Here is a 12,688-nt window from a genome sequence, read left to right as displayed (position 1 = left end):
CGGCCTGGATAGCCGTTACGGGGTATGCTTAATGGTAGGGTGTCAATCACCGCCAGGACTTCTTTTGATCGATCTGTGGAGAGCCAGCGTGTGGCAGGGTAAAGAAAGGCGTCGGTATTTTCGGATCAAGGATCGCGTTGCGATGAGTCACGCGCGGCTGCGTGATGAGGTGGAGCTGGCGTCTGAGCTGTCCCGGCTTTCCATGAACGCGAAACTGGAAACGCTGGAGCAGGAGCTGCGCTACGAGCTGGAGGTTGTCTCCGAGGAATCGCCCCGGCTGGGCAAAACGCTGGCGTTGCTGGACCGCAAGCTCAATCTGATGATGGAGATGTTTCGCCAGGCTGGCGCATCGGAATCTGCCGATCTCCGTGTGGAGGACGTCAGCCTCAGTGCTGGCGGTATCTTGTTCCCCGTCGACGAATGGTACAAGACCGGTGAGCATGTGGTGCTGAATCTGGTGTTTTATCCCGACGGCGAACACGTGCGAATTGTTGCCCGCGTCATTTCCTGCGATCAGAGTGGGGATGGCTATCTTATCCGTGCGGACTTCGAGAATCTTGCCGAGGCCGATCGTGAAGTGCTGGTGCAGCATGTGCTGGAGTGCCAGTCCCGGGCCCTGCGTCAGCGACGTGAGCGGCAGGACCCGACATAATCCATTCCCGGCTCAGGGTTGCCACTGGAAACGTTGTTCGCCTTCTCGCCGGCCATCGGGGCCGAAGCTGATTTCGCTGACGGTGAGTGTGCCGTTGGTGTCGCGGGTAATGACCGTGCTGGCGCGGGTTCCGTAGCCTGGCCCGCGAATAAACAGAGGCGACAGGAAGCGTTCCGTTTCTGGTCCAACGCCGGTGTCTGGCAGGTTGCTGTCGGGCGCCTGGAGAGTGTCGCCCAGCATGGTCAGCAACTGTTCGTGTAGTTCCTCCACCGAGGTTGCTGCAGTCATAACTTGCTTGAGAGCGGTGCGGCCCCGTTCAACTTTGGGCCAGGCGGTTTGCAGTAGGTGATTGCTTAGGCCGAAAGTGCCACGAAACATGCGCCGGAAGCTGACGTTGTCGCGATTGCTGCTGTAGAGTCCGCCACGACCATTCAGCCAAATCAGGTTGAAACCGCCATATAGGTCGGCATCCTGCTCCAGGGTTTTCGCAAAGTCAGGGTTTTCGTGTTCTCCTGCCAGTGCCTTTAACGGGAGTTCGCCGCGGCTGCGCGAGGCGGGCTCGGGGCGTCCCGAGCGGTAATTGGTGACGGCGGCGACACGGCCATTCCTCGTAATTCCCATCCAGGTGCCGCCGGACTGTTCGTCGCGTCCGGCGAGGATATCGCGATCCGGCCACCAATGCATCGCAAGGGTGGGGCGGGCATGGAATTCATCGCGGTTCGCCGCGAGAATGAGTGGGAAGCGTGGGTGTTGCTGCAACGCAAATAGCATCAGGCACACGGTAAAACTCCACATCAGACGATTTCCGACGGCCTGCAAGGATCGCTCGTCGGCTTCTGGCGTCCTGCGCAACGGGCTTTCCTTACCTGCATCCTTTTATGCAGGTGGTCGCCGGGTTGTGTATGATACCACCCCCAAGTTTTCCGGAACCTGCTAGCGCTATGACCATACTGACATCGCTGGTAATTTACCTTCTCGTGGGCGCGTTTGCCGGTACTCTGGCCGGCTTGTTCGGTATTGGCGGCGGCCTGATCATTGTCCCAGCGCTTATTCTCAGTTTTCACCTGCAGGGCGTTGGCACTGATGCCATGACTCATCTCGCTGTGGGGACCTCCCTGGCGACGATCGCCTTTACCTCACTGAGCTCGATTCGCACGCATCATCAGAAAGGTGGCGTGCGTTGGGATATTTTTCGGCCGATGGCGGTCGGAATCGTGATCGGTGCGGCATTGGGGGCTCAGACTGCGGCGCTTCTCAGCGGGCCCATGTTGCAGAAAATCATCGGTGTCTTTGCCTTGCTGATGGCCGTGCGCATGGTCTGGGATGTCAAACCCAAGGCATCCCGCGATGTGCCGGGAGCTGTGGGGTTGGGATCAGCCGGCGGCTTTATCGGCTGGGCTTCGGCGATTTTCGGTATTGGAGGGGGGACCTTGACGGTGCCCTTCCTGAGCTGGTGCAACGTGCGCATGCAGGCGGCCGTCGGTACTTCCGCTGCCTGTGGCTTGCCCATAGCGGTGGCCGGGGCGGTAGCCAATGTCTATACCGGTTGGGGCGAACCGCATTTGCCGCCCTATTCCGCCGGGTTTATCTACCTGCCGGCGCTGATCGGAATCGTCCTGACGAGTGTTCCGTTTGCGCGGGTAGGAGCCATCCTGGCCCACAAGCTGTCTCATGTCTGGCTGAAGCGGACTTTTGCTTTGCTGTTGCTGGTCGTGGGGTCGCATTTTCTGATTGCATAATGGTTCGACTGGCGAGGCCGACATGCTGAAGTATCCAGACTTCAATCCGATAGCCCTGAAACTGGGCCCCCTGAAAATTCACTGGTATGGCCTGATGTATCTGGTGGGCTTTGTGTGCGGCTGGTGGTTGGGCCGTATGCGCACCCGTAAACCCTGGTCGCCGATTAACGAAGAACAGATGGGCGACCTGTTGTTCTACATCGCTATCGGCGTGATCCTGGGCGGTCGTCTGGGATATGTCCTGTTTTACAACTTCGACTACTTCCTGGCACATCCGCTTTGGCTGTTTGAAGTATGGACCGGCGGCATGTCGTTCCATGGCGGGCTGATCGGGGTCATGCTCGCCATGTTGCTTTTTGCGCGCAAGGTGAATTCGACCTTCTTCCAGTTGGCCGATTTTGTGGCGCCGCTGGTTCCCGTCGGCTTGGCGGCGGGTCGCCTGGGTAACTTCATCAATGGCGAGCTTTGGGGCCGGCCAACGGATCTGCCTTGGGGCATGGTGTTCCCGCGAGCACCCGACAACCTTCCGCGTCACCCCTCGCAGCTTTATGAATTTGGGCTGGAAGGGATCGTTCTGTTCACGGTATTGTGGCTGTATACGCGTAAGGAGCGGCCTAGAATGGCTCCGTCGGGATTATTCCTGCTGCTCTACGGTATTTTCCGCTTCCTGGTCGAGTTTGTCCGTCAACCGGACCGCCAGTTGGGGTTTATCGCCTTTCATTGGATGACCATGGGGCAGTTGCTGTCGTTGCCGATGATCCTTGTGGGTATCATCTTGCTGGTTTGGGCCTATCGGCGTCAGGCCAGAGTGACCCGCGCCGTCGATGAGGGGACCTGAAAAACATGCAGGCGTATTTGGACCTGATGACCGATATCCTGGAGACAGGGACCGACCGCGGTGATCGTACGGGCGTTGGAACCCGCTCTGTCTTTGGGCGTCAACTACGTTTCGACCTGTCACAGGGCTTCCCTCTGGTTACCACCAAGAAGGTGCACCTGCGCAGCGTGATCGTCGAATTGCTGTGGTTTCTGCAGGGTTCGACGGATAACCGCTGGTTGAACGAGCGTAAGGTCTCCATCTGGGACGAGTGGGCCCTGGACAATGGCGAGCTGGGGCCGATCTACGGCAAGCAGTGGCGTAGCTGGCAATGTCCGGATGGTCGTGTCATCGATCAGATTGCTGAGGTGGTCGATCAGATACGCCGCAAACCGAATTCCCGGCGCCTTATCGTCTCCGCCTGGAACCCGGCAGATCTCCCTGACGAGTCTGTAGGGCCACAGGAAAATGCGGAAAACGGTCGTATGGCGCTGGCGCCCTGCCACTGTCTGTTCCAGTTCTATGTCGCCGATGGCCGCTTGTCCTGCCAGCTTTACCAGCGGAGTGCGGACCTGTTTCTTGGCGTGCCGTTCAATATTGCGTCCTACAGCCTGTTGACGCACATGATCGCGCAACAGTGTGATTTGGACGTCGGAGAGTTCGTGCATACCTTCGGGGATTGTCACCTCTATCAAAACCACATCACTGAAGAAATTGTCTACGAGCAGTTGCGTCGCAGCCCCAGGGCTTTGCCCAAGCTGGTGATCCGCCGGAAGCCGGCCTCACTGTTCGAGTACGAACTCGAGGATTTCGAATTCGTGGATTACGACCCCTGGCCGGCGATCAAGGCTCCCATCGCTGTCTGAGAAGTACAGGATCATCCTGATATGAGAAAAACTCTGATTGTTGCGATGTCGCGTAATCGTGTCATCGGACGCAATAACAAGCTGCCTTGGTATTTGCCGGAGGATTTGCGGTATTTCAAGGAAGTGACGATGCAGAAGCCGATAATCATGGGCCGGCGCACCTTCGAGTCAATCGGCCGGCCCCTGCCGGGGCGACTGAATATTGTTGTGACCAGCGATCCTGACTGGGCTTGTCCTGCGGGAGCGGCTCGGGCGGGCAATCTGGACGAGGCGTTTCGCCGTGCCCAAGCCCAGGCTGAGCTGGATGGTGTGGATGAGATGGTCGTGATCGGAGGTGGTCAGCTATACAAGGAAGCGCTGCCGTTGATGGACCGCCTATACATCACTCAGGTGCATGCGGATGTCGAGGGAGACGTGTATTTTCCGGAAGTGAACTGGGATGAGTGGGAAGAGGTTGCCGCTCAGGAACATGGTGCTTCGGAGCAGAATCCCTATTCTTACAGCTTCGTGGTTTACGATCGCCGCAGATCCCATTGATCGTTCTAGCGTCAAAAAAAGGCTGCCCGAGGGCAGCCTTTTTGCTTTTCAGGACTGTGGTTTCTTGGCCGCGTATTCTTTGCGGCCCGCCTTGAAGGGCGGCTTGCCGCCGTCCTTGCGACCTTTTCCTGCATAGCCCGGCTTCCCGTCACGGCGGCGAGGGGGGCGATTGCCATCCCGTGGCTGGGCTCCTCGTGGGCGGCGCGGTTCGGCGCTGGGTTGAGGCACATGCGCCGGCGGTTTCAGCGGCAGTATGCCGGGCTGGGCAGTTTCCAGCCATCGCCCGAGCGCCGCGGCAATCAGTGAAATATCCAGTTTCTGACGCTCGGCAATCGTGCTGAGCAGTGCCTGGACCTCGGTCAGATCGCCGTCATTGGTCAGATTGAGCAGCTGGGCCTCGAACTGCTGTAGGCGCAATTGCTGCAGATCATCCGGCGACGGCAACTCATAGGGCTTCATGGTGCTGCGCGTTGTGCGTTCGATGGTGCGCAGCCAGTTGCTTTCACGCGGCGTTACCAGTGCAATGGCGCGCCCTTCGCGACCGGCCCGGCCCGTACGGCCGATACGGTGAATATAGGCCTCGGCGTCGTAGGGCATGTCGTAGTTGATGACGTGCGTGATTCGGGGCACATCGAGGCCCCGGGCGGCGACGTCAGTGGCAACGACGATGTCGCGCTGGCCATTTTTCAGCGCTTCGATGGTCTGTTCGCGCTGACGCTGGTTCAGGTCACCGTTCAGCGGAGCGACGGCATGCCCACGGGCAGCCAGCTTCTCGGCGACCTCGGTGGTTTCCGCCTTGGTGCGGACAAAAATGATGGCGGCGTCGAAATCCTCGACTTCAAGAATCCGGGTCAGCACCTCCATCTTTCGCTCGGCGAATACGCGCAGGGAGAACTGCTGAATGCTTTCGACTGTCGAGGTCGGACTGGAAACGCGAATTTCTTCGGCAGCCGGAATGTATTTCTCCGCCACTTTACGGATGGGCGGCGGCATGGTGGCCGAAAACAGGGCTCGCTGGCAGTCGGAGGGTGTCTCGGCCAGGATGGTTTCGACGTCGTCGATAAAGCCCATGCGGAGCATTTCATCCGCTTCGTCTAGCACCAGTGCACGTAATTCTCCCAGCACCAAAGTGCCGCGACGCAGGTGGTCGAGAATACGCCCGGGAGTGCCGACGATCACGTGAACGCCACGACGCAGGGCTTTCAACTGCCCCCGGAATTCCTGGCCGCCGTATACGGGCAGTATATGGAATCCCTTCAGTTGAGCTGCGTAGGTGGAAAAGGCTTCAGCGACCTGAATAGCCAGTTCACGGGTCGGCGTCAGTACCAGAATTTGCGGGTTGACGGCGGACAGGTCCAGCCGGCTCAGTAACGGAAGGGCGAACGCAGCGGTTTTGCCGGTGCCGGTCTGAGCGGTACCCAGCAGGTTACGGCCCTGCATCAGGACCGGAATACTTTGTGCCTGGATAGGCGAGGGTGTTTCGTAACCGACGTCGGCAATGGCACGAAGCACGGCCGGGGCCAAGCCCAGGTCGGAGAAAGACGGTGTTTGCATGAAAAACTCGGAATACGGGGGATGAAACGCTGGCGGACCAACGTTATGAAGAAACGATTATACGCCGATGGGGCTCGCGAGGATACCGGCAAAAGGTGGTGGTTTCATACGTAATTTCATCGGCGCCCGAGGAATTCAAGGCAGCAGGCTGTGAACAATCAGTGCCAGAAGCAGTGCGGTCATGGACAGGTACAGCCAGTCGCCGATACGAATGAAGTGCCATAACAGGCCGCAAAGGCGCAGCGCCGGCGACCAAAGCAACAGGGCCAGGCCCAGCTCCATCCAGAAACGTCCCGACCCTGGATGCAGGGCGTAAGGGATGCTGCGCAAGGCGGCGTCTCCGTGATTGGCGGCGTGCGGTGCAGGCCAGGTCATACCGTGATGGGCAAGAAACAGGATGCCGCCTGCGACCAGCATGCTCAAGGAGACAAGAAGCAGCCATTGCAGAAGGCGGTTGCTTCCCGTTGCCAGGTCGGTCTGTATGCTCATAACCCGACACCTCTGGCGATCATGAGAAGGCCAAAACTCAGCACGACAGCATTGAACAGTACCCGCAAGGGTTTTACTGGCGCATGGGTGATGATGCGCGTTCCCAACATGGCTCCGCCGACCATGCCCAACACCACGGGTGTTGCCAGTGTGGCGTTGATGAAGCCGTTCTTCAGGTAGATGCCGATACCGGCCGCCGCGGTCAGGCCTACGATCATATTGCTGGTGGCGGTGGACACCTTATAGGGCAGCTTCATGATCTGATCCATGGCAATGACCTTGACCGCGCCTGCACCAACTCCGAGTAATCCGGACAGAAAGCCGGCTACGGTCATGGTACTCCAGCCAGACCAGACGGACTGGGCACGGTAGCGGGTGCGTTCGCCGCGGTCCAGGCATTCGCCATGCAGCTGAAGGCGGCCAGCCCAGCCATCGCAGTTGGTGATGTCGGGTGTGGCGGCATCGGTTTCCGGGCGACCGGTTTTTCGGAAGGCGCTGTAACTGGCGAACAGCAGAAGCAGGCCAAACAGAATAGAGAGCAGTGGGAGGGGCGCATGAGCCGTCAGAATTGCGCCAATCACTGCGCCGACGGCAGCCCCGGTTTCCAGGAAAATGGCTACACGGTCGTTGCGCAGGGTGTCCCGGCCGGGAGTGGCTGCAGCACCGGTCGACTGGGCGACCACGGCTATCAGGGACACACCCATTGCGGCATGCAGGGGCACGTGCCACAGCAGTGTCAGCAACGGGACAAGGATGATGCCGCCGCCGATGCCGGTCAGGGCACCCAGGCATCCCACAAGCAGGCCCATCAGGCATAGGGGTAGAACAGTGAGCATCTGTTTCAGCGTTTCACGGTTGGAGGTCGGCTGGCTGTCGGCATTATCGCGTTGAAGGGCTTATAGCTTCAAGGAATTTGCTTATGTGGAAATGTTTTGGTTCTCAAGGAGCGCTGTTTGACCTTTGCACCGATGTCGAGGATCGTGAAAAGGCGATGACGCTATGCTATAAGTCCCTGTCTGCCGGTTCTTCGAACCTGTAACCCCGGTTTTCAGGATTGTTTCCTCTATGTTGCTGATATTGTTGCGTGTGATGCGACCGCAAAACTGGACCATCCTGCTGTCGGTGATGCTCCTAAGTGCCTGTGCCAGCTCGCCGTCAGGACCCTCTTCAGCGCAGGAATCCTCAGTGAGCGGCCAATGGCCGATAAGCCAGTATGCCGGTATGCGATTGCTGGACGATCAGCACGGTTGGCTCTTTGTGGGAGGTGTGTTTCGCACCTCGGATGGCGGCAGTCATTGGCAGGATCTTACGCCAGCACCCCTGAAATCCCTGCGCTATATCCTGGGTACGGCCCTAGACGCCCGTCATGCCTGGGTGGCTGCATCCCTGCCGGGCAAAGGCGTCTGGCTGTTCCGTACCACGAATGCCGGCGACTCCTGGACGTCGGTCCCCCTGACCCGGCGCGGTGGCCCCATTTCCCTGCAGTTCCCCGATGCCCGTCATGGCAGCCTGCTGGTTGGCCTGGACTCCGGCATGAACCATGAAGCCGTTGCCTTGTTGACCACAACAGATGGCGGGGCGCACTGGACGGCCGTCGCCGGTACGCGGCCTGGATATTTTCGTGGGCCCCTGATGATTGGGCCCTTGAACGATATCTGCTGCATCGCCGGGGTAACGTTCAAGGATGCCGGTCACGCCTGGCTCAATGGTGCGTACGGCGTGATTCCGAAGTTCTACCTGCAGGTCAGTCGCGATGGCGGCCGCCAGTGGGTTGACCAGTCGATGCCGCTCTCACCCCAGGAAAGCGAGGCATTCTCGCAGGTCTCTCCGCCCATTTTCCTGGATGAAAACAATGCGGTCATCGCCGCCAGTTTCAGTTGGCAGGATGAGAAGGGCGGCGAGCACGCTCAGGCAGTGATTTTCCATTCGGCCGATGGCGGCCGTACCTGGAAGCCGGAGTTGCCACTGAAACGCCGTGACGGCAGCGGATATCGAACGCCGGTGATCAGTTTTGTCGATGCCCGGATCGGCTGGATGCGTTGGGGCAGTGTGCTTTATGGCACCCAAGACGGGGGCGGTCGTTGGACGGCGCTGACGGAGAATTTGATCGAGCCGTGGCAGTCGCTGCAATTTGTCGACCGCCGGCACGGATGGGCCTTGTCGCAGCAAACGTTGCTGGAGACCCATGATGGCGGGCGGCACTGGCAGACGGTGCCTTCTCCAGCCAACGCGTCCGGAGGCAGCTGATGCTGTGGTCCGCCTGGCTGTCGGTGGCTGCGATTTGCGTGCTCGGCGCCATGTCGCCAGGGCCCAGCCTCGCCATGGTGCTGCGTCACACGCTGCACGGTTCCCGTCTGCACGGTGTTGTGACCGGCGTTATGCACGGGCTGGGTGTCGGTCTTTATGCCTTGTTGGTGGTAGCGGGACTCGCTGCGTTGATCCTGCATGTGCCCTGGTTGTTTCATGCCATCACATGGCTGGGAGCCCTGTACCTGGCATGGATTGCCTTCAAGTCGTTGCGTTCGTCAGGCGCCGGTCCTCTGTCGGAGCGAACTGATGTTGCGGCAGTTTCACTGGTTGATGCGGCGCGGGATGGTTTTCTGACGGCCTGCCTGAACCCCAAGGTTGCCGTCTTTTTCCTGGCGTTGTTTTCCCAGTTTGTCAGTCCCGGCCAGAATGAGGCGTCGCGAGCCATAATGGCAGCCACAGCCTGGTTGATCGATACCGGCTGGTATGTGCTGGTAGCGCTGGTGCTGTCGCACTCTGCGGTTTTACCCTGGCTGCGGGCCCATGCCCAATGGGTGGATAGGGTGACGGGCCTGGTGCTGTTTGTGGTGGCGGTGCGGGTGGTGACACTGTAGAGAAGGTACTTTAGTCTGTGGTCTCCCCCCGAGCATGACGACAAGGTCTTTCGAAGGTGCCTCTGATGAAAAAACTGTTTCCGTTTAGCCGAAAAATGCCGCTGTGGATCGCGCAAATCATGATGGCGCTGGCGTTGGCTCCACTTTCCAGTCTCCAGGCTCATGCGGATCAGGGTTCCGCCCGGGCGGTGGCTACGGAGGTCATGATGGCCTTTGGCAAGTCGCAGGCGCAGGTGTTGTCGAACGTGTTGTATTACCCGGCCCACTACGCCCAGGCTGAACTGCAGGCGAATCAGCAAGCCATGCAACTGCTGTTTGGTTTCTTTTTTCAAAAGGCGGGCGAGGTCAGCGCTATCAAACCCTGTACAAAGGAGCCTGAGTTGTCCCGCTTCTGGTTCGACGGTGGCGACAAGGCGGACTGGGTGAAGGCCGAGAAGCCAAAGGCGACGACAGAAGTATGCTACCAGGCGCACTTCAGTCATTTAGGCGATGGTTACGTCATCGTGTCCCTGCTGGAGTTGGTGAATAACGGGCAGGCGCAGTGGTTTCCCTATCGGGTGACTTATGGCGTGCCCAAAGACAACCCCAAGGACAAGGCAAAGATCGATCAGTTGTCGAAAGACGCGGCGGCCTTTATTCGCGCCAAGTTAGGCGGTAAGTAAGGAGGCGCCAGCAGGGCGTTACTGGGGATCACCCTTGCCGGTATAGGGGCGCAGGATGCTGGCGTAGCGCCCTTCGTCTCGTACTGTTTGGATGGCTTGATTGAAGCGGTCGACGAGCTGCTGGCTGTCATTCTGCCGACTGAACATCAGGTAAATATCATCTTCGTTGACCGGTAACGGGCTGGCGACAACCGCATCGCGAAAAGCCAGCTCCTGCAGCAGAAAGTGGGCGACCAACGCGTCCTCCAGCACACCGTCCACACGATGTAGCTGAAGCATCATGAAACCTTGGCTGGAGTTGGTCACAAGGGTAACGTCCTGACGCTCTTTCGGATTGTCGAGAATGGCCTGGAAGGCACTGCCATAGAAATAGCCACGCGTTGCGCAGAGCTGGAATCGCTGGTGCAGAAGGGTATCGAAAGTGCGGAAATCGTAGCGTTTAAGCTCGTCACGACGGACGAATAGCCGCATGGTTTCTTTGCGGTAGGGAATGGAAAAGCGCGCGATCTTTTGGCGCTCGGCGGTCATCGAAGCCCCTATCATGATGTCGATGGTGCCCGCTTTGAGGCTGTTTAGCTGGCGTTTCCAGGGCATCTGTAGAAATTCGATGTGGCAATGGGCGGCTTGGCTGAAAAGGCGTACCAGTTCGATATCGACACCGGTCAGCCTGCCAACGGTATTTCGGTAGGTATAGGGGGGCCAGGGTTCCCAGCCGGCACGAACGACGCAGTCTGCCTGGGTAGCAGTGGCTGCTGCGAGGGCGAGGGTGCAGGCTAATCCGAGACAAGCTATGCGACCAAGGGGCATGGCAAGGATCTCTGTGGATAGGCGCTCTTTGTCCAGTATATGGGAGTATGGGCTTTTCTCTCACCCAAAATCTATTTTGGCGCGGTTATGACGGAATTGAGTACCGTGAAACGTTGGATGCGGAAGCGGATATGCCTGGTCGGCGCGCTGCTCGTCGGTTGGCTGGCCGCCTTCACGGCCATTGCCGGGGATTTCCCGGCGCTGGCGGCGTTGCAGGCCAAGGGCGCACGAGTCAGCGCCATTGCTGTCGATCTCGAATCCGGAAAAGTCATTGGGCAGCGCAATGCTCAGACCCGTCTCACTCCCGCATCGGTTTCCAAGTTGTACACGGCGGCGGCGGCCCTCGGGCAATGGGGGCCCGATCATCGCTTTGTCACACGCTTGTTGGTCACGGGACCGCTCGATAAGGGCGTCCTCCGCGGCGATCTCATTTTTATGGGCGCCGGTGATCCTACGTTGGAAGACCGTGATCTCTGGTCATTGGTCAGCGCGTTACGTCATCAGGGCGTTCGAGAAGTCGACGGCCACCTGGTGATCAATGAGTCCCTCTTTGGTGCCGTTTCCTGTCAAGCGCGCGACCGCTGCTCTGCGCGATCGGCTTCGCGACATGCCTACAATGCGCCGTTGTCGGCGGCAGGGATCGATTTCGCCACCTGGTGCGTACAGGTCAGCCCTGCTGAGCAGGTGGGCGGGCCGGCTCGAATCGGTTGGTGCCGGGTTTCTGCCACAGGCGTCACCCTGGGGGGCAAGGTGCTGACGACCTCGGCCGCGGGCTCTGCTGATGTGTCTGTATCGCGGCAAACCCATGACGGACATGATCGGCTCATCGTGTCGGGCCATATTCCCCTGAATGCAGAACCCCTCCAGATTTACCGGGCGGTGTCGAACGCGGCGGATCAGACAGGCCTGGTACTTCGCGGTATTCTCGAAAGCTCGGGTATCGTTGTCCGCGGGGATAATCGGATCACCGATTTGCCGCCGCCGGCGAGTGCCCGAGAGGTGGCAAGCGTTGAAGGGCAGGCTTTACGTGAACAACTGGCCCGTATGATGGCGTACAGCAATAATTATATGGCCGATATGTTGGCGTTGGATCTGGTGGCCGCTCAGCCTTCGCCTGAGACGGTTTCGCTCGCGGCCGCAGGGCGTCGTCTGCAGGCTTTGGCGTTATCGAGTGCCCGCGACTCTGGAACGGATATTTCGGCGGGGGGGGGATCCCCGGTGTTTCGCAGCGGCAGCGGTCTTACCCTGGACAATACGCTGTCTGCCGCCGATATCGGCGCCTTGCTGGGCCACCTCTATCACCGCAGCGACCTGTTCCCCGCCTTTCTGGGCGCGCTTTCCGTTCCCCGCTATTCGCCGTTGCGCATGTTGCACCATGGTGACGACTCCTGGCTGAATCAACTCAGTGTCAAGACTGGTTCACTCAACCAGCCCTATTCGGTGATGTCACTGGCAGGCTACTTCCGTACGACTTCCGGAGGCTGGGGGGCCTTTGCCATGATTGTTAATGGGACCTCGCGTTGGCCGCACATTTACTACCTTGATGTCCTGGCTGCCATGCGTCAGGACTTGCTGCCGTTGTTGTCTCCGCAATGATCGTGAAGCACCTTTGCAATTTATTGTGATAGGTAGCTAGCAAAACCCTTTGTCCTTGATCCGTGTCAGAATAGCCCTGCGAGGTCGTCAGTAATCTGTTTTGACTGG

At 59.1% G+C, this 12,688-nt stretch carries 14 protein-coding genes; 9 read left to right on the top strand and 5 right to left on the bottom strand.

The window, feature by feature from the left end:
- Positions 1-142 precede the first annotated feature (142 nt).
- Complete coding sequence (locus CLR77_RS12330; RefSeq protein WP_158227190.1) at positions 143-652, top strand: PilZ domain-containing protein; 510 nt, start codon at positions 143-145, stop codon at positions 650-652.
- A gap of 12 nt (positions 653-664) precedes the next feature.
- On the opposite strand, the gene CLR77_RS12325 is transcribed toward CLR77_RS12330, so the two are convergent.
- Positions 665-1,447, bottom strand: coding sequence for an NRDE family protein (locus CLR77_RS12325; protein ID WP_227519899.1), 783 nt, complete (start codon positions 1,445-1,447; stop codon positions 665-667).
- 146 nt (positions 1,448-1,593) lie between these two features.
- On the opposite strand from CLR77_RS12325, the gene CLR77_RS12320 reads away from it, so the two are divergent.
- The 4 genes from CLR77_RS12320 to CLR77_RS12305 are packed head-to-tail and all read left to right on the top strand — an operon-like array spanning position 1,594 to position 4,611.
- Positions 1,594-2,391: a sulfite exporter TauE/SafE family protein gene (locus CLR77_RS12320; protein WP_097460936.1), complete on the top strand. Its 798-nt coding sequence runs from the start codon at positions 1,594-1,596 to the stop codon at positions 2,389-2,391.
- A gap of 22 nt (positions 2,392-2,413) precedes the next feature.
- Entirely contained in the window at positions 2,414-3,229 is an 816-nt protein-coding gene (lgt, locus tag CLR77_RS12315) for a prolipoprotein diacylglyceryl transferase (protein ID WP_097460935.1), read from the top strand.
- 5 nt (positions 3,230-3,234) lie between these two features.
- The gene (locus CLR77_RS12310; protein ID WP_097460934.1) at positions 3,235-4,074 is read left to right on the top strand and encodes a thymidylate synthase; all 840 of its coding nucleotides are present in this window, start codon (positions 3,235-3,237) and stop codon (positions 4,072-4,074) included.
- Between the two features lie 21 nt (positions 4,075-4,095).
- The gene (locus CLR77_RS12305; RefSeq protein ID WP_097460933.1) at positions 4,096-4,611 is read left to right on the top strand and encodes a dihydrofolate reductase; all 516 of its coding nucleotides are present in this window, start codon (positions 4,096-4,098) and stop codon (positions 4,609-4,611) included.
- Positions 4,612-4,659: 48 nt separating this feature from the next.
- On the opposite strand, the gene CLR77_RS12300 is transcribed toward CLR77_RS12305, so the two are convergent.
- The 3 genes from CLR77_RS12300 to CLR77_RS12290 form a co-directional block, all read right to left on the bottom strand.
- Positions 4,660-6,165 carry a DEAD/DEAH box helicase gene (locus CLR77_RS12300; RefSeq protein WP_097460932.1) on the bottom strand — a complete coding sequence of 502 codons (1,506 nt, stop codon included), beginning with the start codon at positions 6,163-6,165 and terminating at the stop codon, positions 4,660-4,662.
- A 135-nt stretch (positions 6,166-6,300) separates the two neighbouring features.
- A complete protein-coding gene (locus tag CLR77_RS12295) occupies positions 6,301-6,654 on the bottom strand; it encodes a DUF1634 domain-containing protein (RefSeq protein ID WP_097460931.1) in 354 nt (117 codons plus the stop codon).
- Positions 6,651-7,490 carry a sulfite exporter TauE/SafE family protein gene (locus CLR77_RS12290; protein WP_097460930.1) on the bottom strand — a complete coding sequence of 280 codons (840 nt, stop codon included), beginning with the start codon at positions 7,488-7,490 and terminating at the stop codon, positions 6,651-6,653. Before CLR77_RS12290 ends, CLR77_RS12295 begins: the two co-directional genes overlap by 4 nt.
- 229 nt (positions 7,491-7,719) lie before the next feature.
- On the opposite strand from CLR77_RS12290, the gene CLR77_RS12285 reads away from it, so the two are divergent.
- From CLR77_RS12285 to CLR77_RS12275, 3 genes are all read left to right on the top strand, one after another.
- Entirely contained in the window at positions 7,720-8,901 is a 1,182-nt protein-coding gene (locus tag CLR77_RS12285) for a WD40/YVTN/BNR-like repeat-containing protein (RefSeq protein ID WP_097460929.1), read from the top strand.
- Positions 8,901-9,515 (top strand): LysE family translocator, encoded by a 615-nt coding sequence (locus CLR77_RS12280; RefSeq protein WP_097460928.1) that lies wholly within the window; start codon positions 8,901-8,903, stop codon positions 9,513-9,515. Before CLR77_RS12285 ends, CLR77_RS12280 begins: the two co-directional genes overlap by 1 nt.
- 65 nt (positions 9,516-9,580) lie before the next feature.
- Entirely contained in the window at positions 9,581-10,177 is a 597-nt protein-coding gene (locus CLR77_RS12275) for a hypothetical protein (RefSeq protein ID WP_097460927.1), read from the top strand.
- 18 nt (positions 10,178-10,195) lie between these two features.
- Here CLR77_RS12275 and CLR77_RS12270 read toward each other — a convergent pair whose 3' ends face one another.
- Entirely contained in the window at positions 10,196-10,984 is a 789-nt protein-coding gene (locus tag CLR77_RS12270) for a substrate-binding periplasmic protein (protein ID WP_097460926.1), read from the bottom strand.
- 105 nt (positions 10,985-11,089) lie between these two features.
- Here CLR77_RS12270 and dacB point away from each other — a divergent pair, with 105 nt between their 5' ends.
- Complete coding sequence (gene dacB, locus CLR77_RS12265) at positions 11,090-12,580, top strand: D-alanyl-D-alanine carboxypeptidase/D-alanyl-D-alanine endopeptidase (protein WP_158227189.1); 1,491 nt, start codon at positions 11,090-11,092, stop codon at positions 12,578-12,580.
- Positions 12,581-12,688: the final 108 nt, after the last annotated feature.

The sequence above is a fragment of the Mangrovitalea sediminis genome, assembly GCF_002514725.1.
GTDB lineage: Bacteria > Pseudomonadota > Gammaproteobacteria > Pseudomonadales > Oleiphilaceae > Mangrovitalea > Mangrovitalea sediminis.
This window is presented reverse-complemented; position numbering and strand designations above follow the sequence as displayed.